The 22,793-nt window shown below is 67.7% G+C and carries 17 protein-coding genes and 1 pseudogene; 11 read left to right on the top strand and 7 right to left on the bottom strand.

Going from position 1 to position 22,793, the window contains the following annotated elements; translation table 11 throughout:
• The first annotated feature begins 130 nt into the window (after window positions 1-130).
• On the top strand, window positions 131-1,723 hold the full coding sequence (locus AAW51_RS31165) for a carbohydrate-binding protein (protein WP_263457719.1): 1,593 nt from the start codon (window positions 131-133) through the stop codon (window positions 1,721-1,723).
• A 107-nt stretch (window positions 1,724-1,830) separates the two neighbouring features.
• Here the strand turns inward: AAW51_RS31165 and AAW51_RS17410 are convergent, their stop codons facing one another.
• Window positions 1,831-3,054: a trans-sulfuration enzyme family protein gene (locus AAW51_RS17410; RefSeq protein ID WP_047195610.1), complete on the bottom strand. Its 1,224-nt coding sequence runs from the start codon at window positions 3,052-3,054 to the stop codon at window positions 1,831-1,833.
• A complete protein-coding gene (locus AAW51_RS17415) occupies window positions 3,051-4,424 on the bottom strand; it encodes a pyridoxal-phosphate dependent enzyme (protein ID WP_047195611.1) in 1,374 nt (457 codons plus the stop codon). Before AAW51_RS17415 ends, AAW51_RS17410 begins: the two co-directional genes overlap by 4 nt.
• Before the next feature lie 345 nt (window positions 4,425-4,769).
• Here AAW51_RS17415 and AAW51_RS17420 point away from each other — a divergent pair, with 345 nt between their 5' ends.
• The 3 genes from AAW51_RS17420 to AAW51_RS17430 all read left to right on the top strand — a co-directional run bounded on the left by AAW51_RS17420 (window position 4,770) and on the right by AAW51_RS17430 (window position 7,943).
• Window positions 4,770-5,210: an NUDIX hydrolase gene (locus AAW51_RS17420; RefSeq protein ID WP_047195612.1), complete on the top strand. Its 441-nt coding sequence runs from the start codon at window positions 4,770-4,772 to the stop codon at window positions 5,208-5,210.
• Window positions 5,211-5,933: 723 nt separating this feature from the next.
• A complete protein-coding gene (locus tag AAW51_RS17425; protein WP_047195613.1) occupies window positions 5,934-6,542 on the top strand; it encodes a hypothetical protein in 609 nt (202 codons plus the stop codon).
• Window positions 6,543-6,560: 18 nt separating this feature from the next.
• Entirely contained in the window at window positions 6,561-7,943 is a 1,383-nt protein-coding gene (locus AAW51_RS17430; protein WP_047195614.1) for a Dyp-type peroxidase, read from the top strand.
• Between the two features lie 101 nt (window positions 7,944-8,044).
• Here AAW51_RS17430 and AAW51_RS31365 read toward each other — a convergent pair.
• Window positions 8,045-8,884: pseudogene (locus AAW51_RS31365) on the bottom strand (methyl-accepting chemotaxis protein); the annotation flags it as partial.
• A 1,060-nt stretch (window positions 8,885-9,944) separates the two neighbouring features.
• Here AAW51_RS31365 and AAW51_RS17440 point away from each other — a divergent pair.
• The 7 genes from AAW51_RS17440 to AAW51_RS17475 all read left to right on the top strand — a co-directional run bounded on the left by AAW51_RS17440 (window position 9,945) and on the right by AAW51_RS17475 (window position 18,273).
• On the top strand, window positions 9,945-10,526 hold the full coding sequence (locus tag AAW51_RS17440) for a TerD family protein (protein WP_047195615.1): 582 nt from the start codon (window positions 9,945-9,947) through the stop codon (window positions 10,524-10,526).
• 40 nt (window positions 10,527-10,566) lie between these two features.
• Window positions 10,567-11,559 (top strand): hypothetical protein, encoded by a 993-nt coding sequence (locus tag AAW51_RS17445; protein ID WP_157359947.1) that lies wholly within the window; start codon window positions 10,567-10,569, stop codon window positions 11,557-11,559.
• A complete protein-coding gene (locus AAW51_RS17450) occupies window positions 11,552-12,739 on the top strand; it encodes a toxic anion resistance protein (RefSeq protein ID WP_083438381.1) in 1,188 nt (395 codons plus the stop codon). Before AAW51_RS17445 ends, AAW51_RS17450 begins: the two co-directional genes overlap by 8 nt.
• 65 nt (window positions 12,740-12,804) lie before the next feature.
• Window positions 12,805-13,521 carry a VWA domain-containing protein gene (locus tag AAW51_RS17455; protein ID WP_047195618.1) on the top strand — a complete coding sequence of 239 codons (717 nt, stop codon included), beginning with the start codon at window positions 12,805-12,807 and terminating at the stop codon, window positions 13,519-13,521.
• Window positions 13,522-13,912: 391 nt separating this feature from the next.
• Complete coding sequence (locus tag AAW51_RS17460) at window positions 13,913-14,539, top strand: PEP-CTERM sorting domain-containing protein (protein WP_047195619.1); 627 nt, start codon at window positions 13,913-13,915, stop codon at window positions 14,537-14,539.
• A gap of 330 nt (window positions 14,540-14,869) precedes the next feature.
• Window positions 14,870-16,621: a bifunctional protein-serine/threonine kinase/phosphatase gene (locus AAW51_RS17465; RefSeq protein WP_047195620.1), complete on the top strand. Its 1,752-nt coding sequence runs from the start codon at window positions 14,870-14,872 to the stop codon at window positions 16,619-16,621.
• 389 nt (window positions 16,622-17,010) lie between these two features.
• The gene (locus tag AAW51_RS17475; protein ID WP_047195622.1) at window positions 17,011-18,273 is read left to right on the top strand and encodes a putative Na+/H+ antiporter; all 1,263 of its coding nucleotides are present in this window, start codon (window positions 17,011-17,013) and stop codon (window positions 18,271-18,273) included.
• A gap of 123 nt (window positions 18,274-18,396) precedes the next feature.
• Here the strand turns inward: AAW51_RS17475 and AAW51_RS30885 are convergent, their stop codons facing one another.
• The 4 genes from AAW51_RS30885 to AAW51_RS17495 all read right to left on the bottom strand — a co-directional run bounded on the left by AAW51_RS30885 (window position 18,397) and on the right by AAW51_RS17495 (window position 22,781).
• Window positions 18,397-20,163, bottom strand: a complete 1,767-nt coding sequence (locus AAW51_RS30885) for a glycoside hydrolase family 18 protein (protein ID WP_238947624.1) — start codon at window positions 20,161-20,163, stop codon at window positions 18,397-18,399.
• Window positions 20,164-20,363: 200 nt separating this feature from the next.
• Window positions 20,364-21,134: a PEP-CTERM sorting domain-containing protein gene (locus AAW51_RS30890; protein WP_047195623.1), complete on the bottom strand. Its 771-nt coding sequence runs from the start codon at window positions 21,132-21,134 to the stop codon at window positions 20,364-20,366.
• A 105-nt stretch (window positions 21,135-21,239) separates the two neighbouring features.
• On the bottom strand, window positions 21,240-22,052 hold the full coding sequence (locus AAW51_RS17490; protein WP_047195624.1) for a PEP-CTERM sorting domain-containing protein: 813 nt from the start codon (window positions 22,050-22,052) through the stop codon (window positions 21,240-21,242).
• Between the two features lie 234 nt (window positions 22,053-22,286).
• On the bottom strand, window positions 22,287-22,781 hold the full coding sequence (locus tag AAW51_RS17495; RefSeq protein ID WP_047195625.1) for a hypothetical protein: 495 nt from the start codon (window positions 22,779-22,781) through the stop codon (window positions 22,287-22,289).
• Window positions 22,782-22,793: the final 12 nt, after the last annotated feature.

The raw sequence follows: 22,793 nt of genomic DNA on the forward strand, positions 1-22,793 counted from the left end.
CGCTCGCCCATCGCGAGGGGCATTGCGGCATCCTCGAGTCACCCGTCTGTTCCAGCGGCTCTCCGGCCCTCGCACCCTGCCTCCCCCGGCAGTCGCAGTGCGAGTTCGAACCCCCGAAGGAGATGCCCTCATGCCTCACCCTGTTTCAACACGGCGAGCGCGCTTGCGCTTGCTCACCGCCGCTGTCGCCGTGATGGCCGCAGCCTCGCTCCATGCCGCTCACCCCGAGTGGAAAGCCGACACCTTCTATCCGGCGGGCACGCTGGTGTCCTATCAAGGGCGCAACTACCGCGCATTGGTCGACCAGGTGGATCACAGCAACTCAGGCTGGAACCCGACGGTGGCCAGCCTGTGGGCCGCCGCAGGTGGAGACGCGCCGTCGCCGGCCCCGGGCGCCTCACCGCAGCCGACCCCCACCAACCCCTTGCCCGCGGCCGAATGCGGTGCGCCGTGGAACAGCAGCACGGTCTACACCGGCGGGGAAGTCGTGAGCCACCAGGGTTCCAACTTTCGAGCCAACTGGTGGACACAAGGCCAGGACCCGGCGGCCAACAGCGGCCCGACCGGAAGTGGCCAACCGTGGACGATGGTCGACAGCTGCGGCAGCAACCCGCCCCCGCCGCCAGGGCCCACACCACCTCCCGGGCCCACGCCACCCCCCGGCCCCACCCCGCCACCGGGGCCCACCCCGCCACCACCGCCACCGCCTCCACCACCGCCTGCGCCGCCCCCCGGGCCGACACCACCCCCACCCCCACCCCCACCCCCACCGCCCTCAGGCCCGCCCGCTCCCAGGCCTCAAGGATTCGTGTTCGGGCCCTACAAGGACGTGACGATCAACATGGACTTCAACACCAACGTCATCTCGACCGCGGTGCCCGGCAGCCGGCAGCCGCTGCTCGACGCCTTGCCAAGCGGCGTCAGGACCGTCACCTGGGCGTTTGCGACCGGTGAATGCGGCCAGGAAAGCTGGGGCGGCATCCAGCCCGCCGCGCTGGTGCAGGCCAACGTCCAGCGCTTCGTCAGCGCCGGCCGCAACTACATCATCTCGACCGGCGGTGCCGCGGGCGCCTTCACCTGCAGCAGCGATGCGGGCTTCGAGGCCTTCCTGGAGCACTACGAGTCGTCCAACCTGGTCGGGGTCGACTTCGACATCGAAGGCGGACAGAGCCAGGAGGTCATCAACGACCTGGTGCAGCGTGCCATCGCAGCCCAGCGCAACCACCCCAGGCTGCGCTTCAGCTTCACGCTGGCCACGCTCGGCGGCAACTCGCCGCAAAGCCTGGGCGCCGCCGGTGTGCGCACGATGGAAGCCTTGAAGGCGTTCGGCATGCGCAACTTCATCATCAACCTGATGGTGATGGACTACGGCAGCGCGTCTCCCAGCGTCTGCACCGTCGGCCCCGATGGTCGCTGCGACATGGGCCAATCGGCGTTGCAGGCGGCGATCAACCTGCACGAGCACCATGGTGTGCCGTTCAACCAGATCGAGCTGACGCCGATGATCGGTGGCAACGATGTCGTGACCGAGACGTTCACGCTGAACGACGTCAACACCGTCTCGTCCTTCGCACGGCAGAACGGGCTGGCGGGCGTGCACTTCTGGTCGGTGGACCGGGACGTCGACTGCCCGCCCGGACCCGCCTCGCCGACCTGCAACAGCTTCGGTCAAGCGGGCGCCTTTGGGTTCACCAACCGCTTCCTGTCCACCGTGGGTCGCTGACGCAACGGCTTTCGTGACGGGTCGCCCGCGCCTGCGGGCGGCCCCCCGCCGAACGGGCCCGCCCGTTCGGCGGGTCTAGTGTTTTCGGCCGGCGATCACGCCCGCCGTCACACCGCGGCCAAGGCCTGTTCCAGGTCGGCCCGCAGATCGGCCAGATCCTCGACACCGACCGACAACCGCACCAGCGTGTCGCCGATGCCAAGGCGCGTCCGCTGCTCGGGCGGGATGGTGGCGTGCGTCATGATGGCCGGGTGTTCGATCAGGCTTTCGACGCCTCCCAGGCTTTCGGCCAGCGTGAACAGCTCACAACGCTCGAGGAAGCGCCGCGTGCCGGCCAGGTCGGACGCCAGATCGAGCGACACCATGCCCCCATACCCATTCATCTGCCGCTGCGCCAAAGCGTATTGCGGATGCGACGCGAGCCCCGGGTAGCGCACACGGGCGACCTTCGGGTGGTGCTCCAGCCACTCCGCCAGCGCCAAGGCATTGCTGCAGTGGCGCTCCATCCGTAGCGCCAGGGTCTTCAGCCCGCGCAGTGCCAGAAAGCTGTCGAACGGGCTGGCGATGGCCCCCACCGCGTTCTGCAGAAAGCCCAGCCGCTCGCGCCATTCGGCCTGCCGCGGCTGGCGGCCGACGATGGCGACGCCGCCGATCACATCGGAATGGCCATTGAGGTATTTGGTGGTCGAGTGCACCACCAGATCGAAGCCGAGTTCGAGCGGCCGTTGCACCCAGGGGCTCGCGAAGGTGTTGTCGGCCACGGCCGTCAAGCCATGGGCGCGGCAGACCTCGGCCACCGCGGCCAGGTCGGCCAGGCTCAGCAGCGGGTTGGTCGGCGTCTCGACCCACACCATGCGCGTGTCGGGCCGGATGGCGCGTTCTAGGTTGTCGGGGTCGGACAAGTCGACGAAGCTGAAATCGAGCCCCGCACTGCGCCGCCGCACCCGCTCGAACAAGCGGTAGGTGCCGCCGTACAAGTCGTCGCCGGCGATCACGTGGGCGCCCGCATCCAGGCCTTCGAGCACGGTCGCGATGGCGGCCAGACCCGAGGCAAACGCATAGGCCTGCGCCCCGCTCTCCAGGTCGGCGACACAGCGCTCGAAGGCCCAGCGGGTGGGATTGTGCGATCGCCCGTAGTCCAGCCCCTGGTGCACCCCTGGGCTCTGCTGCACGTAGGTGGAGGTCGCATAGATCGGTGGCATCACGGCGCCGGTGGACGGGTCGGGCGACTGGCCTGCATGGATGGTGCGGGTGGCGAAGCCGAGCGCAGGCGTGGACGGGTCGAGCGACGGGTCGAGATCGCGGCCGGCAACAGGGGGGATGGCGGTCATGGCAAGGCCCTTCTCAAGTGGTTCAGCAGGTCGAAGCGGGTGATCAGTCCGTAGAAGCGGTCGCGGTCGGCGACGATGGCGACCAGACCGCGCGCGAGCACGGCGCGCAAGGCGGCCAGGTCGGCTGCCGGCGACAGCGTTTCGAGCGCGGTGCTCATCACCGACGCCACCTGGTCGGCATAGCGCGCACTGTCTTCTTGCACATGCAGCAGCACGTCGGACTCGTCGATCACGCCGACCAGACGCTCGCCGTCGAGCACCGGCAATTGCGACACGTCGGCCAGCCGCATGCGTTTGAAGGCCGTCAGCAAGGTGTCGTCGCGGGCCACGCTGATGACGCTGCCTTCGTCCAGCCGGCGCGCGACCAGGTCGCGCAGGTCGCCGAACTGCGGCCGCGTCAACAGGCCTTCGTCGAGCATCCAGTTGTCGTTGTAGAGCTTGGACAGATAACGCGTGCCGGTGTCGCAGACGAAGCTCACCACGCGCTTCGGTGTGCGCTGTTCGCGGCAGTAGCGCAAGGCCGCCGCCAGCAGCGTGCCGGTGGACGAGCCGGCCAGGACACCTTCGGCCCGCAACAGTTCGCGCGCGGCCGCGAAGCTCTCGGCGTCGGCAATGGCGTAGGCCTGTTTGACGCCGCTCAGGTCGGCGATCGGTGGCACGAAGTCTTCGCCGATGCCTTCCACCCTCCATGAGCCGGCTTCGCCATGCGTGCCGGTGAGCACCTGGTCGCGCAGGATGGAGCCGACCGGGTCGGCCAGCACGAACTCGACGCGAGGCGAGACGCGCCGGAAATAACGCGTCAAGCCGGTCACGGTGCCGCCGGAGCCGACGCCCACCACGATGGTGTCCAGTTCGCCACCGGTTTGCTCCCAGATCTCGGGGCCGGTGGTCTGCTCGTGCGCGAGCGGGTTGTGAGGGTTGTTGAACTGGTCGACATAGAAGGCGCCGGGGATGTCGCGCGCCAGGCGGGCCGCCAGGTCCTGGTAGTACTCAGGGTGGCCCTTGCCGACGTCGGAACGCGTCAGGTGCACCTCGGCCCCCATGGCCTTGAGGTGCAGCACCTTTTCGTTCGACATCTTGTCGGGCACCACCAGCACCACCCGGTAGCCTTTGGCGCGCGCCACCAGGGCCAGCCCCAGTCCGGTATTGCCGGCAGTCGCCTCGACCACCGTGCCGCCGGCCTGCAGCCGGCCGTCGAGTTCGGCGGCCTCGATCATGGCCAGGCCGATGCGGTCCTTGATGGAGCCGCCCGGGTTCTGCGACTCGAGCTTGAGAAACAACTGGCAGGGCCCGGTGTCGAGCCGGGTCACGGGTAACAGCGGCGTGCGGCCGATCAGGTCCAGCACGGCGGGGCGCGCAGGGGTGGGCATGGTGTTGCCTCCATCGAACAGTGAGTGCTTGTGGCACGGGCCGGGCGACGTGTGGATCTTCGTCGTCCTGCAGAACCGCGAGGCCGCAAGGGTCGATGGGGCTGGCGCCGGTGGGTGCTGCCCGCCGACGCCGTGAGGCGGACGCGACGGAGCGCCACGATAAGCCGAAGTGGCGTGGCCTCTCCCATCGCATTTCAGATGAGCTTATGCGGCAGTCGCATGACCATTGCCATCTCCGCCGAGGGTCGGTTCCGAATGACGAACGCTGGGAGCCGCTTTTGCTTTCGATGGGGTCATGGCTCATGGCGTGCGACAACTGCATCGCTCAGCCGTTCAATCACCCCGATGATCACCACCACCAGTTGCGGCGTTCTCATCTTCGAGCCGGAGGGCGAGTTGCTGCTGTGCCACATGACCGGCACGGCGTATTGGGACATTCCCAAGGGTTTGCGCGAGGCCGACGAATCCGAGCTGGACGCGGCGGTGCGTGAAGCCGCCGAGGAGTGCGGCTTGCGACTGCTGCCGGCGGCGTTGATCGACCTGGGCCGGTTTGCCTACCGTCCTGCCAAGGACCTGCACCTGTACGCCGTGCTGCACGCGCGTGTCGAGCTCACCTTGCTGCGCTGCAGCAGCACTTTCCAGGACCGGTGGGGGCGCACGCGGCCCGAAGTCGATGCCTTCCGGTGGGCGCAGCCGGACGAGCTGGCGCGGTGGTGTGCGTCCAGCCTGGCTGCCGTGCTGACCCGCAAACTCAGCCTCGAAGAGGTGTGGGCGCGGCTGTTCTAGTGTCCTGGAAGGAACCGCGTTTGCTCGGGTACAGAGGGTGCGGCATCTGGAGGTCCCCTTCGCAGACGACCTGCTCCCACTTCACCGGAGTTCGCGATGACACATGCTTCTGTTCGTGCCACGGCGGCCGGGCTGGCTTGCTTCGCCCTCACAGCAGGCGCTGCCGAGCCGGTGGCGCCCCCCGCTTCCGCGGCCGAGCCCGCCGCAGCCGCCTCGGCCCTCCCCTCGACGCCGAGCCAGCCGCGTGTGACCTTCCCCTGGGCCCACCCGCACTCCCGGGTAGAGGACAACAACAGCCCTGGCCGCAAGCCGGCGGCCCCGGCATGGGACCGTGCTGGCAGCGAGCCCCTGATCTCGATCCCCCTGCGGCGACGCGAGCCACCTGCCGCGCCTCCCCCGCCCAGCAACCGATGAGCGAACGGTGAGCGCCACCGGTTGGGGTCGCTGAAAGCGCGCCGCACCGCCGGCCTCACCTCCCGGTTCGCCACCGCCGCGAGCCACCGCGGCCCGCCCGGCCCTCGGTCACTCCACACGCCTCCTATGCGCGACCTGCGTCCCACCGCGTCGGTGGGCAGGCACGTCGCAATGCGATTGCGACAAATGTGGCAATACACCATTGACGGATATGGGCAGCCGATGGGCACCCGTGTTGCCGAACGGGGCATGACGCGCCGCATTGCGATGTGTCGCCTTTCTCAAACCCATGCCTTACAAGGAAGCTGCATGACCGATCGCCACACCCTCCCCCATACGCCTCATGCCCTCGACGACATCAAACGTCGCGTGCAGGACACGATCGGCGACGCGCCCGAGTTGCTCAAGCTGGCCCTCGAGAACGTGCTGCGCGACCTGCGCGGCGCGGAGGAAACGCCGCTGACGACTGCCGGGCGCATCGGGCGGCAGGCCGGCACCGTTTCCGAACTGACCCTGATCGCCCCGGTGCGCCCCGGCGGCGCCGAACGCCTGCGGCGCATCCTGAAGCTGGTGAACGGCAACTTCAGCGGCGCACAGAAGGTGGGCACCTTGCACGACATGCGCTTCGTGTTCCTGGAGCACGACACCAAGCTGCTGTTCGCGACCACCTACGACGGCGACTGGGACGCCTACATCGACGACTTCTCGACGCAGATCCCCGATCTGATGGACCTCGTGTTCGCCTCGGTCGAAGGATGGCCCGGCATCAAGGACCCGGGCGTGAAAGACTTCATTGCCCAGCACCAGTTGCCGGCCGACGGCTGGTACGTGGCGCACCCGGACCTGACGGTCGCCGACGTCCGCGAGCTCAAGCGGCTGAAAGCAGCGCTCGACGAGTTCCTCGACAAGATCGCCTGAGCGGGAGGGCCGGTCAAGATGGCGCTTCTCGAACAGCTGAAACAACACGGTCTGCGCCGCCACCACGCGGTCTCGCTCGAACTCGACGACATCCAGGCCACGGTGCTGCGGCAACGACCCGAGCCCTATTTCGGCACCCACATGCTGCTGCGACTGGACACGCCCGAGGGCGGACGGTCCTTGCTGCGCCGGCTGGCCCCGCACGTCCGCTCGGCGGCCGACTGGTGGGACCACCGTGACGATGCCTGGGTGGCGGTCGCCCTGACCTACCCCGGGCTGTGCGCCTTGCAACTGCCCGAGGCGACGCTGCAGAGTTTTCCGCAAGCGTTTCGCGACGGCATGCGCGCCCGCGCAGACCGCCTGCGCGACAGCGGCGAAAACGCCCCCGAACACTGGGAAGCGCCCTACGGCACCGGCGAGGTGCACGTTGCGCTCACGATCTTCAGTGGCGATCGCGATCGCTGGCATGAGATGTTGGCGTCGGTGCGGGCGCAGCTGGCCGACACCGCGGGCGTGAGCGTGCTGGGCACACACGACTTCGGTGCACGGCCGGACAGCCGCAACCCCTTCGGTTACCGGGACAACATCAGCAACCCCGTGATCGAAGGTGCCGGGGTCGACCCGCTGCCGGGCCAGCGCGAGGCCATCAAGGCGGGCGAATTCATCCTGGGCTACCCAAGCGAGTCAGGAGCCTTGCTGGCGATGCCGCAGCCCGAGAGATTGGGCCGCAACGGGACCTTCGCCGTGTTGCGCAAGTACCGCTCACGTGTGGGGGAGTTCAACCGGTTTCTGCAGCAGCACGCCGACAGCGATGCCGAGCGCGAACAGCTGGCGGCCAAGCTGGTGGGACGGTGGCGCAGCGGTGCACCGTTGGCACTGGCCCCGCAGCACGACGACCCGGCACTGGGCCGCGACCCGCGACGCAACAACGACTTCGATTACCACGACGACCCGGACGGCCTGAAAGTGCCGCTGGGCTGCCACATGAGGCGCATGAACCCGCGCGACACCGAGCTGGCGGTGCTGACCGACGTGAAACTGCACCGCATCATCCGCCGCAGCACGTCGTTCGGCCCGCGGTGGCGGCCCGACCTGCTCGACGACGAAGCAGAAGATGAACGCGGCCTGTTTTTCATCTTCATGAGTGCCCGCGCGATGACCACCGTGGAGTTCTTGCAGCAAGAGTGGATCAACCGCGGCAACTTCATGCGCCTGGGCGATGAACGTGACCCGGTGGTGGGGCTGCAGTCACCGCAGTCCACCTTCACCCTGCCCCGCAAGCCGGTGCGGCAGCGCCTGCGCGATCTGCGCACCTTCAATGTCTTGCGCGGCGGCGAATACCTGTTCATGCCGGGGCTGTCGGCGCTGCGCTGGCTGGCCGAGGAGCAGCACGGCGGGTGACGAGGGTCACGCGGGCACCTCGTCCCGGCTGACCCCGGGCCGCCACATCTCGCGCGAGGCGCGGCGGCTGCCGGGGCCCCGGGCCCTCACGCCCCTGTTGTTGCCGCAGCCGCCGGCTGGGACGGCCGCTCGGACATGCGGCGCAGCAGATCGCCTGCGTCGAAAACGGCCAGCTCTGCCGCATCGTCGAGCCGGAACACGCCCACCACGTGTGCCAGCCGGCCGGCCTGCTCCTTGAGCGATTCCGCGGCGGCGGCCGACTGCTCGACCAGCGCGGCGTTCTGTTGCGTCATCTGGTCGAGTTGCCCGACCGACGTGTTCACCTGCGTGAGGCCTTCGTTCTGCTGGGCAGCGGCCGACGCGATCTCGCTGATGGTTTCGGTGACCCGCTGCACCGACGACATGATCTCGTTCATCGCCCGGCCCGCCTGGCCCACCAGCGTGGTGCCCGATTCGACGCTCTCGACCGACGCGCCGATCAAGGACTTGATCTCGCGCGCTGCCTGCGCGCTGCGCTGTGCGAGGCTGCGCACCTCACCAGCCACCACCGCGAAGCCGCGACCCTGCTCGCCGGCCCGCGCCGCCTCCACCGCGGCGTTCAGGGCCAGGATGTTGGTCTGGAACGCGATGCCGTCGATGACACCGATGATGTCGACCACCTTCTTGGACGCCGCGCTGATGGTGTCCATGGTCGACACCACCTGCGACACCACCGCGCTGCCTTGCTGCGCGGAGTCACGCGCTCCCGTCGCCAGCTGCGCCGCGACGTGGGCCGAGGCAGCGGTCTGTTGCACGCTGCTCGCCAGCTCTTGCATCGAACCGGCGGTCTGCTGCAGATTGGCCGCGGTGCTCTCGGTGCGCGTCGACAGGTCGTTGTTGCCGCTGGCAATCTCGCCGGAGGCGACGTTGATGCTGCCGACCGCGCGTTGCGCATGTTGCAGCGCCTCGTGGGCCCGGCCAAGCACCTTCTGCAGCTGGCGTGCGGCGGGGGTCTTGAAGGCAAGGTGTCCGACGTTGAGCTGGATCGCGTCGTCCTTGCCCAGCACGGCGATCAACATCTGCAGTTCGACCGCCGCGATCAGTTGCTCGAGCCCCTGACGCGCGAAGCGCATCTGGTACAACGCCAACGCCGTCAGGAAGGCCAGATGCACGAAGACTTCTTGCAGGTCGGGCGTGGGCAGCACATAGACCCCGACGCCACTCGCTTGGAGCCGGTCGAACACCACGTGGTGGATGGCGAACAGCCCTGTGGCCAGCGCCACCAGGCGCCAGTCGCGGTACACCATCACGAGCGCCATGAACACGGCGATGCCGAGATGGTAGGGCGTGGCACCGTGGCCGAAATGGATCTGTGTCGCGACCATGCCGACGCCGGCCGCCACGGCGAGGACCCGGGTCACCGGCAGGCCGGGGGGCAGCAGGTGGTAAGCCAACAGCGGCATGGCGAACAGCGCCAGCGTCAGCCAGGCCGCCGTCCCGGTCGCGCCGTGGGCCGCGCCGATGGCGACCGTTGCAACAGCCACCAGGCCGAGCATCACGAGCATCACCTTGTCGACGATGCGAATGATCATGCGCGTGGTTTGCTCGATGGGGTCGAGACCGTCCGCGTTCAAGGAAGGAGAAAGGGCCGTCATTGGTTTGCGCCTTAGGGCAGATCGATGGCGCGTTTTCGACATCAATCGGCGAAGGCTTGAGGCACTCGTTCACGAACGGGAGGGCGCGGCTGCGCCGAATGCACGGCACGATCCCGCGTTTGACCCAGGTCAAGATCTTCGTTCGAGCCGCAACACGACGCGAGCACTCGCTCTCAGAAAGTCGCCAGCCGCACGCGGTGGCACGAACACCACAGCCCTCGACTCCCGGCCACACCCGGCCGTCGAGAACCGTCGCCGCATCCCGTGATCTCTTCCCGCTCTCCCCCCTCTAGGGGGAAGCAGACACAGCATCTGCCGCTAACATGCGCGCCTGGGTGTTCTGAACAAATCGAAGAGGGTCGAAGAAATGACTATCAATCTGAAAAAGGGCGGCTCGCTGAACCTGACCAAGGCCGAGCCCGCCCTCACGCGAGTGCGCGTCGGTCTGGGCTGGGAATTGCCGCAAACCACCCCGCCGCTCGACCTGGACGTGTCGGCCTTCGTGTGCCGTCTCAATGCGCAGCAAGAGCCCAAGCTGTTGAGCGAACAGCACTTCGTGTTCTACAACAACAAGGCCACGCCCAACGGCGCCGTCGTGCACAGCGGTGACAACCGCACCGGTGCCGGCGAGGGCGACGACGAGAACATGGTGATCGACCTCCCCAAGCTCGAGCCCGAGGTGCGCGAGATCTCTTTTGTCGTCACCCTCCACGAGGCAGCCGAACGCCGGCAGCACTTCGGCATGCTGAAGGACGCCTACATCCGCATCTACAACGAGCAAACCGGCAAGGTGCTGTGCACCTACGACCTCGACGAGCAGTTCAGCCGCGAGACCGCCGTGCAAATGGGCTCGGTGGTGCGCACCGGCGACGGTCAGTGGGAGTTCCGGGCCGTCGGCGCGGGCTACACGCTCGACCTGGGCACCTTCGTCAGCGGCTACCTGGGCTGACGCTCTCGTACCCGTCCGGTCACCACAGAGGCAGGGGCGCATGACGCGTCCACTTTTCGGTGGAGGGCGACTCGCGTCGCCCGACCCCCAGGCATCGCCTTCACCCGCAGCAGAGGCCACCACACCGAGCCGTGCCGAAGGCGCTGCTGCGCCGGTGGCACATCGCGTGCGGACCTTCGAGGCCGAGCAGCACCGCCGTGCGACACCGCCCAAGGCGTTGTTCGCGCCTGCCATCTCGGCCGAGCTGCCGGAAGATTTTCTCGCCGCGCTGGCCCGGCTCGACACGCCGCCGACCGAGCCGGCCCAACGCCGCGCCGTGTTCCGCCTGTTGAAGGATCTTGAAACGGCGCCCGACGAAGACATCCTCCAGTTCGGTGACGCGCCCGCCGCCGCGGTCGATGCCCTGTTGAAACAGGCCGTCGCCATCATCACCAACCCCGATTTGCCGCGCACCAGCCAGCTGCTGAAGCAGACGCTGGACGACCTCGACCGCGTGCGTCCTCAAACGCGAGCCGGCTGGTTCCAGCGGCTCACCCGCTCGCCGGCGGCGTGGTTTGACAGCGCCGGGGAGGCACTGGAGGCCCGTCTGGGCGAACTGGCCCGCCTCGAGCAGGAAGTGCTCGACGACGCCGCGAGCTTGGTCAAGCTGATCGAGCAGAACGAAGGCCAGCTGCAAGCCCTCTCGCAACACGAGGCCGCCTGCCGCCTGGCGGAATGGCTCGGCACCGAGCGGCCGGCATCGACGCGCGAGCGTTTGGCGCGCCGGGCCCAGCTGCTGGCGACGCTGCTCACCTCGGCCGACATGACCCGACGGCAATTGCATATCGTCCGCGAGCACCTGCTCACGGTCGCCGAGCGTGTGCAGACGCTGCGTTTCGTCACGCTGCCGCTGTGGCGCCAGCAGTTCCTCGCCCCCATCCAGTCCCATCGAGACTTCGACGCGGTCGACGCGCGCGGGCTCGACATCCATCGCGAGCTGGTGGAGCAATTGGGACAGCTTGTCCGTATCACTTCCCAGAAGGTCCATGACTAGCTTCAAGCCGAAATCCGCCCTGGCGCCTGACCTCGCGCCCGTGGTGTCCGCCCCGCCTCTCGTCCAGACCTCGTCTGGGGCCTTGTCGACGATCGCGGTAGAAACGCCGCTGGCATCGCCTGCCGCCGCCGACCCGATGGAGCAGTTGCTCGGCGAACAGCAACTGACGGCCCAGGACGCGGCACAGGTGCGCGCACTGGCCCAACGCCTCGACAGCAGCAAGCCGATGACGGTGCACGACCTCGGCAGCGAGGCCGCCCAACAGGCCACGCAGTATGCGGACCGCATCCTGGCGCAGGTGAAAAACAAGGACCTGGGCGAGATCGGCCAAAAGCTCAGCCAGATCGTGGTGACCGCCAAGTCGATCAACCTCGGGGCGTTGAGCAGCGAGCGCAGCCGTTTGCCGCTGATCGGCGGGCTGGTGGACCGTTTCAAGCTGGGCAAGGAAGCGGTGGTGCAGCAGTTCCAGTCGACCGACAAGCAGCTCGAGAAGCTGGTCGGCGAGGTCGACACGTCGCAGCAGGGCTTGCGCCAGCGCGTGTTGGACCTCGAGCAGGCTTTCACCGCCACGCAGGAAGAGTTCCGTCGCCTGAGCGTTTCGGTGGCAGCCGGCAAGCTCAAGCTGGCTGAATTGCAGGCCGACGTGGCCAGCCGGGGCGAAACCGCCGACGTGGTCGAGGCCCAGCGTGTGAACGACTTGCGCCAGTTCGGCGAACGCCTGAGCAAGCGCGTCGCCGACTTGCAGGCCTTGCGCATGTCCGCGTTGCAGACCTTGCCGATGATCCGGCTGATCCAGAGCAACAACCAGACGATCATCGAGAAGTTCCAGAACATCAAGGAACTGACCATTCCGGCCTGGCGTCGCCAGTTCATGCTCGCGCTGTCGCTGCAGGAGCAGAGCCAGGCGGTGGCCCTGGCGAAGAACATCGACGACGCAACCAACGAGTTCCTGCGCCGCAATGCGGAGCTGCTGAAGCAGAACTCGGTGGACACCGCACGCGCCAACCAGCGCTCAGTGATCGACATCGAGACGCTCGAGCATGTGCAGCAGACGCTGATCCAGACGGTCGAGGAGGTGCTCGCGATCCAGCGCGAAGGCCAGGCCCAGCGTCAGGACGCGGAGCGGCGCATCGGCGTCCTGCAGAGCGAGCTGCGAGCGACGATGAGCCGGCCCAACTGAGCGTCCGCATCGTCGACAGGACCGATTCACGACACCACAGATTCAAAAAGAGAGAGGGGTACTCCATGTCCATGATCAACCTGGTCAAGAAGACCGAAATCGTGCTGGCGAAGCGCGGCATCACGCCGGTGCCGTCGCAGGTGGCGCTGGCGATCGACATCTCGGGCTCGATGCGCGACGAGTACCAGGCCGGCATCGTGCAGGCGGTGGTCGAGCGCTGCCTGGCGGTGGCGATGAAATTCGACAGCGACCAGCTGCTGGACGTCTGGGTCTTTGACGACGGCCATGGATATGTCGGGCAGGCCAAAGGCGACACGATCGACCACTTCGTGTCGCGCGAGATCCTGAAGAACAAAAACATCAAGAAGTGGGGCGGCACCGCCTACGCCCCGGTGCTCGAGTCGATCCAGGCCCACTACTACGGCAAGGAAGGCAAGAAGGCCGGCATGCTGGGCAAGCTGTTCGGCGCCAAGGACAAGGCAGGCGAGGCCGCCAAACAAGCGGTCGGGGAAATGCCGTTGATGATCCTGCTCATCACCGACGGCGAGAACATGGACCGCGACCTCTTCGAGTCGACGCTGACGAACCTGCGCAAGCGCCGCGCGTACGTCCAGTTCGTCGGCATCGGCAACTCCGACCTCAGCTACCTCGAAGCCGTGGCCGAGAAGGAGCCGAACGCCGGCTTCGTGCAATTGCGCCAACTGCGCGGCATCGACGACGAACAGTTGCTCGGCGCCCTGATCTCGCCCGAGTTCTCGAAGTGGATCGCCAAGCAGGCCTGAGGTCTTGCGCGCGTTACGCGTAGCGGCAGCGGGCGGGGCCCATACGCCGCAGCCTCATCCCCGACGCGGGGGATGAGGGCCCCCGGGGTGCCCGAGTGGCCCCCGTTTCGCCAGCCGTCATGTGCAGACGGTTCGAGGTGAACCGTCATCCGCAGCTCAAACAACGGTTGCGGGACCCGATGCAAGGCGCCTTACGCCGCCCGCTGCGCACTGCTTCGTCGGCGTCCGCGTCGCACGGCCCTGCGCGAGTCGGTCGAATCAACCCATATCGAGCGCGTCACCCCATGGATGAGGGGGGCTGGCACGTTGCCGCGGGCGTACCGTCGAAAGACATACAGACAACTGGGTGGGTCGCAGTGGGTTCCGTCAAAGGTTCACATCGGAGATGCTCATGCGCAAACACCTTTTCGTCGCCGCAGCCCTTACGGGCCTGCAATGGTGCGTGGCAGCACCGGCCAGCGCTGCCCCGGTGGGTGAGCCGCCCGTCGCCGTCACCTACACCGTGACCGGGTCGCCCGGCCAATGGCTGCTCAACTTCTCGTTCACCCACCAGCTCCCCGGCGCACCAGACGATATGGCGATCTACTTCCTCGGTGTAGAGCGGAACGAGTTGGCGGGCACCCCCTCCGGTTTCGAACCCTATCAGGGGCCTCTGCCGTGGAGCAACGCCGAGTACGGCGGGATGGGGTCCTATGACGTCGCATGGTCCCGCACCGAGAGCGGCCAGGGCCTGCTGCCGGGCGAGACCGCCAGCGGTTTCGTGGCTCTTTCGCTTGAGCAGGTCGCCCCGACCTCCATGCCGTGGTTCGCCTGGGCCTATTCGCCCTCGGGGGCTCAGTATCACGGGGGCGGCCAGTTCAGCTACGGTATTCCGGGCAATACGCCGCCGTTCAGCAACCCGGGGTTCGAGGGGGTGGCCATCGCGGTGCCGGAACCCGAAACGATGGGCTTGCTGTTGCTCGGCCTGGCGGCGATCGCGGGACGTGCCCGGTCCAGGATGGGCCGGGACTCGGCGTGACGGCGACCATCAGCGGGTAGCGCCTTTCCGTAGTGCCGAAGACTGGCGTTGCTCGATGCCCGACAGCACACCTTCACGCGCTTGATCGACCGGCCCGGTTTCGGTGCGTCGCACGCTAGCCGGCGCGGCGGCCCCGCGCTTCGCGTCCTCGTGGCGGGAGCACAACCGCCAGCCCCGTGTGATGTTCGACAACAGCTCGAGGTCGTACACCCACCCTCACCAGCATGCGACGTTTCACTGCCGCCGCTCGCATCCAGTCCTCGAGTCCGGGATACGTTCTAGACTGTCATCCTCAGCTAAGACTGGATGCGCCCCAGTCCACACATCGACATGAGCAGTGCATTGAGGGTGACCGTCGGCCAACACTCCGACAAGGGCCGCAAGGAGGTCAACCAGGACTTTTACGGCGCCTCCCTGCCCAAGGAGCCGCTGCTGAGTTCCAAAGGCATCGCCATCGCGCTGGCCGACGGCATCGGCAGCAGCGATGTCAGCCACATCGCCAGCGAGTTCGCCGTGATGGGCTTGCTGGAAGATTACTACTGCACCTCCGACGCCTGGTCGGTCAAGAGATCGGTCGAGCGGGTGCTCACGGCGGCCAATTCCTGGCTGCATTCGCGGACCCAGCAAAGTCCCTTTCGGCATGACCAGGACCGCGGCTACGTCTGCACCCTCAGCGCGCTGGTCCTCAAGTCGACCACCGCCCATGTCTTTCACGTCGGCGACAGCCGCATCTACCGTTTGCAAGGCGGATCGCTCGAACAACTGACCGTGGACCACCGCGTCCGGGTGTCCGAAGGGCAGAGCTATTTGAGCCGCGCGGTCGGCTTCAAGCCGCAACTGGAGATCGACTACCACGCACTGCCGCTGGCGCAGGGCGACGTGTTCGTGCTCGCGTGCGACGGCGTGTACGAACACGTCGACCCCGCCTTCCTGGTTCAGACGCTGCTCGAGCGTCATCAGGGCGATCTGGATCAGACCGCACGCCGCATCGTCGATGAGGCCTTGCGGCGTGGAAGCGGCGACAACCTGACGGTGCAGATCGTCGTCGTCGACGAACTGCCCGCGCCGAGCGCGACCGAGATCTACCACCAGGTGCCCTCGCTTCCCGCGCCCCCCGTGCTCGAAGCGAGGATGACGTTCGACGGCTACCGCATCGTCCGGGAACTGCACGCGAGCCACCGCAGCCACATCTACCTGGCGGTCGACCTGGACAGCGACGACCTGGTCGTCCTCAAGACGCCCTCGGTCGATCTGCGCGACAACCCCGCCTATCTCGAGCGCTTCATGATGGAGGAGTGGGTCGCCCGGCGCCTTCACAACGCGCACGTGCTGAAGCCGTGCCGGCAGACCCGCGAGCGGCACTACCTGTACGTCGCCACCGAGTTCATCGACGGCCAGACCTTGTCGCAGTGGATGCGCGACCACCCCAAGCCCGACCTCGAAACCGTGCGCGGCATCGTCGAGCAGATCGCCAACGGGCTGCAAGCCTTCCACCGGCTCGAGATGCTGCACCAGGACCTGCGGCCGGACAACATCATGATCGACAAGACCGGCACGGTGAAGATCATCGACTTCGGCGCGACGCGCGTCGCCGGCATCGACGAGACGGCGGCGCGCAGCGGGCCCGGCCCGGTGCTGGGCACCGAACAATACTCGGCGCCCGAATATTTCCTCGGCGAGGCTGGCACCCACCGCTCCGACTTGTTCTCGCTCGCGGTGATCACCTACCAGCTGTTGTCGGGCCGACTGCCGTACGGGACCGACGTGTCCAAGGCCAGGACCGCCGCGGCCCAGCGCAACTTGCGCTATGTCTCGGTGCTCGACGACGATCGCGAGATCCCCGCCTGGATCGACGCCGTGTTGCGCAAGGCGCTCCACCCCAACCCGCTGCGGCGCCACCAGGCCCTGTCCGAGTTCACCCACGACCTGCGCCACCCGAAGCTCGAGTTCACCAGCCTCGCACGTCGGCCCCTGGTGGAACAGGACCCGGTGCGGTTCTGGAAAACCGTGTCGGCCGTGCTGGCGCTGATGGTCTTCCTGTTGTTGCTGTTCCAGTTCGGCATGCCGGGCACGCCGCCCTGATACGGCCCGCCTGCCCGGGCGGCGTCAGCGCAGCCGGGCGATGGTGCCGGCGGACGGGCCGTCCTGCAGCACCCAGCTCAGCTTGACATGCTCGCCCGGCAGGTCGGCCGGCACCGCAGCCTCCATCTTGAACGACACGCTCGAGTTCGGGCCGATCTGGCCCCCGGCGGCTGCGCAGTTGAGCCGGAAATAGAAGCAAAAACGCGCGGACGCAACGCAGCGAATGCAACGCGCCCAAGCTGCGAGGCCGGCGACGTCGACGCTCGCGGCGCTCGGGACTTCTCGGCTAAACTCGTTGCGGGTGTCGGGCGGGACTTGCTTCTTGTTGCCCCCGGCAGGTTGACGCGATGGTCGGGCCGCCACGCGGGCTCATGCATGCCTGGAACCCGATGTCTGGACACCTTATTCAGCTGATCGCCGCCGCCATCTTCGCCATCGCGCTGCTGCACACTTTCACCGCCAAGCAGTTCGAGCGCCTCTCGCACCGTTTCCCCCGTCATGCCGGGCTGTTTCACATGCTCGGCGAGGTCGAGATCGTGTTCGGCTTCTGGGCCATCGTGCTGGTGCTGGTCATGGCCCTCGTAGGCGGTGGTGACGAAGCCCTGGCCTATGCCGAGTCGCGCAACTACACCGAACCCCTGTTCGTGTTCGTCGTGATGGTGATCGCCGCGTCGCGCCCGGTGCTGCAGTCCGTGCGGTGGGTTGTCAGCACCCTGGCCCGCGTCGTGCCGGTGCCGACCCCATTGGCCAGCGCCTGGCTGGGGCTGGCGGCCGTGCCCTTGCTCGGGTCGTTCATCACCGAGCCGGCCGCGATGACGATCGCCGCGATGATGCTGGCGCCGCAGATCTTCCGTCCGCAGATGCCCGAAGGTGTGAAGTACCTGGCGCTCGGAACGCTGTTCGTCAACGTGTCGATCGGCGGCACACTGACGTCTTACGCGGCGCCACCGGTCCTGATGGTCGCCGCGACCTGGCAGTGGGACAGCGCCTTCATGCTGGCGACCTTCGGCTGGAAGGCCGCGCTCGCGGTCATTCTCAACGCGACCGTCTGCACGGCCGTCCTGCGCCGGCATCTGCAGCCCACGTCCGCGCCCTCTGTCGAAGGCGGGCAGCAAGCGGGGGTGCCGTTGACCGTCGTGGCGGTGCATCTCGTCCTGCTGGCCGGGGTGGTGCTGTTCGCCCACCACCCGGTCGTGTTTCTCGGCTTGTTCCTGATGTTCCTCGGCTTTACGCAGGCGTATGAGCGCCACCAAAGCCCGCTCATCATCAAGGAAGCCTTGCTGGTCGGGTTCTTTCTCGCCGGCCTGGTCGTGCTGGGCGGCATGCAGCAGTGGTGGCTGCAACCCATCGTGTCCAGCCTCGAACCGCTGGCGCTGTTCCTCGGTTCGTTGGGCCTCACCGCGGTCACCGACAACGCCGCCCTCACCTACCTCGGGTCGCTCATCGCCGGCATTTCGGACGAGTCCAAGTACATGCTGGTGGCCGGGGCCGTCGCCGGCGGCGGGTTGACCGTCATCGCCAACGCCCCCAACCCGGCGGGCGTCGCGCTGCTGAAGAGCGGCTTCGCCGACGAGACCGTCGGCGCCGGCGGCCTGCTGTTGGGAGCGGCCGGCCCCACGCTGATCGCGGCGGCGGCGTTCCTGCTGCTCTAGTGCCTTGTCTCGCTGCAGAAAGCGGCCGCCCGGGCGCGCGTCACCTTGGCCAGGTCCGATCCCGGCCTCGCATTCGGCAGCCTCGCCGGCGCCACACGGCGGCGGCTGCCGGCCTGGCGCGCCTCACGGTTGGATCAACGGCTTCATGCGTGTGGCAAAGGGCCAGCCCTGGCTCTCGTCGGTGTGGATCTGCCAGTCGAAGCCGCCGCGCAGCTGCGGGTACTGCGCCTTGACCCGCTGCCACGCGTCGACCGCCTGGTCGATCGTCATGTAGTTGGTCGCGGCGGCCACGCCGAAGCCGACCACCACCCGTTCGGCACCCAGCAGTTGCACCCAGGTCCTGATGTTCTCGGCGACATAGGCCGGGTCGGCCAGGCCGGGGCCGTCGTAGTACTGCGGGGCCGCATAGTCCATCGCACCGGCGCGCACCATCGCCTGGCAGAACACCTGGTCGCGGGTGCTCCAGGGGGCCGGCGGTGAGGTGATGATGAAGCCGGGGTAGCGCCGCTTGAGCTCGAGGCTGATCCAGATCATCTCCTCGGTGTCGGGTGCCTGGTCGGCCTCGAAGGTGTTCCAGTCCAGGCCGTCGAAACCGCCCAGACGGTTGTAGAGCGCCACCACGCTGTCGACGAAGGCCTGCGACTTGGTGCGGGTCGGGAAGCTCATGCCGTGGCCCGCGCCGCCCACCGACAGGATGATCTTGCGGCCCTGCACCGTGCGTGCGTGCTGGATGTCGGCAACAAAATTCGTGGCGGCGCCGCGGCCGTCACCTGGCGGGGTCCACACCACCGCCCCGGTCGTGCCGGGGGCACCGCCTTCCGGCCGCGCATGGAAGAGATAGATGACGTTGTAGTTCGGGTGGACATCGCGGATGCGCACCGGCGCGACCGGCCAATACGGCCAGTAACCCGCCACCACCTTGGCCGGCAGGCCGACGGGGGGCTGCGGCGGCGGCAGGCCGTCGGACGTCGCCACCAGGCTCAAGCTCTGGATGCCGTAGTCGACCCCGGCCTGCAAGCCGCTCAGCACCACCGATTGCAATTGGGCGAGGCTCGCCAGCTGAAACCGGTTCAGCGGCACGCTGATCTCTTGATAGCCGGTGCCCAGCTGCACCGTGACCGGCGCCGAACTGGCGGTGCTGCGCTCGCAGCCGCCGGCCCCGGTGCCGAGGCTCAGCTGCAGCGACGCCGCCTGCGAGGCCTTGGCGACGATCTTCAAGGCCGCCATCTTGGAGGCGTCCAGACAGGTCGACTTGGCCAGCACGCTGTACCAATAGCCCGAGCCGGCCGAACGCAGCTGCAGCGCGCCGCCGACCGCCATGTCGTGCTGCAGAGAGCCATCGTCGTCGGTGTAGCCGCCCAGCAGGTTCTGATGGCGCTGGTTGTAGCGCTCGGGCGAGCCGAAGCTGTCGATCACGATGTCGGCGCCCGGCGCGCCGGCAGGAGGTGAGACCGGCGGCGGTGTCACATTGCCGGAGACCGTGAACGCAGCAGAGACCCGGGTGCCCGGGGTGCCCGACGACCCGGGAAAGATCGCCCCACTGCCGTCGATGGTGCCGGCACGCGCGCGGACGCGGTAAGTGCCCGGCGTGCCGGCGCTGAAGCTGCCGGCGCAGCGGTACTGGCCACCGGTGGCCAGCTCCGGCGTGCGGCACTGCAGCGTGTGCACCGGGCTGGCGGCACCGTCGCGCAGCACCTCGAGATGCACCGTGAAGATGCCGATGGCCTGCAGGTTGCGCAGCGTGGCGAAGACGCCGACCGACTGCCCCTGCGGCAAGGTCGCCCGGTCCGCCCCCACCTCCGCGATGCCCGCGTTGTACGTTTGCGCGCCGGCCGCCTGGCCGAGCATGAGCGCGGTGGCCGCCAGCGCCCCTCGCATGAGCTTGCCCAAGATGTCGCCTCGCCTTGCACCCAGCATCCTCGTCCCCTTTTGCGTTGAACCGGTTCCAAACGGCACCAGTCGCCATTCAAATCGAAGCGGGAGCATAGGCGGGGTAAGCCGCTGTAAAGGCAGCAATCAGATGCTGGCAGGCGCAGCCGATGGAGCCGGCAAGAACGGGGGCCCGAGCCGAGGCAGGTGCCCCGGCTCGCTCACGCCTCGCCCGGCCCCTGCCGTCGCCTGTGCAGTTGGCGGCCCGCGATCAACAGGGCCAGGCCGGATGCCAGCAAGGCGTAGCTGGCAGGTTCGGGAACCGCCGCCACGGTCACGTTGTCGAGCAAGGTGTAATACCCTTTGAGGCTACGCGCATACTGGTTGTAGCCGCCGTACAGCTCGTACTCGGCCGACATCAGGCCGGTGAAGCTCAGGGTGTAGGTGCCCGGTTGCAGCAGCAGCGTCGCGCCGTGCCGCGTGTAGTCCTGCCCCTTGGCGGGCCCGAAGTCCCCCAGGTGCCGGCTACCGAGCATCACCCGATACGGCAACGCGTCTTCTTCCGGATACCCCTCGCCGAGCATGAAGGGCTCGTGATCCAGCGCGGCTGTCGCGTCGTCCCACGAAACGCGGTAACCCCCGGCCGCCGTCACCGTGAAGCTCTGCTCCATGCGCGCCCGGTGGAACATCACGACGGCTCGATCCGGCCCGCCCGTGTAGGTGCCGTACCAGTCGTTGTCGACGACGAGTGCGCCGCTTTCGAAATAAGAACCCCCGGCAATGCGCCCCTCGATCGTGAGCCCGGAGGTCGCCCAGTCGTCGGGTTCCTGGAACAGCGGAATGCCGTTGTCTCCACCGTAGGTGTGCGAGCGAGAGAAGTCGCCGTTGCGGATCAGGTTGGGCGCCGCGCGGGCATCTGCCGCGGCGCCAGCCGCTGCCACGAGCACCAGCGCGGCGATGGAACAGAGCTTGAGGGACCTGGAAGCGGACATGGAAGTACCTCCATCACATCGAAGGCGGCCAGCGCCGATGGCAGCACCGACCGAAACCGGGCACCAGGACGAGATCGGCGCCGTGAGACCGTGAGCCGAGGACGTTCAGGCGCCGGCTGCGCACGGCACGCCGAGACACCTTGCATCGGCTCCGGCCACGCGTGTGCGGCGGGCCCGACCGAGCTGCAGGACGAGCATGCCCAGCCCGAGGGCGCCCAACGCCACCGTCGACGGCTCCGGCACGCAGGGGATCGAGAAGTCGCCGCCGCCACCGCCCACCGACAAGGCGAAGGTGGCCGAGGCCTTCGAGCCCCCGTTGGCGCCGGACGGAACGAAGGCATTTGCCGTGGCCCCGGCGCTGAAGTTGTAGGTCCCCTCGCCCAATTCGACGGTCGAGGTGTAGCTCTGCTCGAACGGAGCCGAATCGTTCTGTGTGATGGCCAAGGTCTCGAGGTTGTCGAACGAGGTCGGCCCGCTGAACGAGGGGGTGGCCTGCGCGAGCGCGTCCTGGCCCCCGGGGGCGGGCTGGAGCGCAGCGGTCAAGGTCCCCGAGAACACCCCCGAGAACGTCACGCTGGTCTTGGTCGGCAAGTCGGCGGTGGCCTTGCAGTCGTCGAGGCATTCTTGCGTGATCACCCGCGTGACCTTCACGGTGCCGTTGATCGAGCCCGATGTGTTGGCGCTACCCGGACTGTTTTGTTGGGCGTCGACGGTCACCGATTTCTTGCCCTCCTCGAAGCTCACCTCGACCTTCCAATGACCTTCGATGGAACCACAGTCGGCGGCGCTGGCACTGCTGAGGAGCGACACGTCGCAACCGTTGGCGCCCGAGGCGAAGCTGCCGTAGTGCGCAAAGGCCACTGCCGGGAGCAAACACGACACGGCCGCGAGCAGCAGCCGCCGGATGAGCAGTTTCATGCGATGTCTCCTACAGACAGCTTGCCATCCGCATGGCGGCCCGCTCTCGCCGGCTGCCGTGGTCGAGGCACCGCAAACAGACAGGGGCCCGCATGGCACGGGCTTGGGTTCGACCGTGGCAAGCCGGTTGGCGGCGCTCATTCAGCCTAGTCGACGACCGTCCCGTTGGCTCCCCCCTGACTGAGGGAAAACGCTCAAGCGGTACGGCCGCAGTGTGAAAGCAGCGGGGCAGCCTTATCCCGGCTTGCGAAACCCGTCCGCGACCCAGGCCGCTGCCGTCGTGCCGTTGAGTTTGAAGGTCGGCGCCACCCGCACCTGGGCCAGGCATTCGCCGTAGGCGTCATGGGCGCTCAGCACCCCGTGCGGATCGTCTTCGTCGGGCACGATGTCGAGTGTCACGTCGATCTTCTGGCCGTCGGCCGTGACGGTGGCCCGCTTGTGGTACATCGCGTGGAGTTGCTGCTCATGCCGGCGCAGCACCTCCGAGGCGGTTTTCACCAGAGTGTGGAAGGCGGCGACGTCGAGCGGCTTGGGGTTCTTCTTGTCGCGGCCCATCGTCCACTGGCCCACCAGCGCCGGCTCGGGCTCGCCGTCCTTGATCATCGCGACGGCCCAACCGTCGTCGTCCTCGTTCTTGATGACCTTGGCGGTCCAGCCGTTGTCGCGCCACAGGCGGGCTTCGTGGATGGTGGTGGTGTCTTCGTCACCGTGCTCGGGTGCATCTTGCATGTCGTCATGGGA

This window comes from Caldimonas brevitalea (assembly GCF_001017435.1).
Lineage (GTDB): Bacteria > Pseudomonadota > Gammaproteobacteria > Burkholderiales > Burkholderiaceae_C > Caldimonas > Caldimonas brevitalea.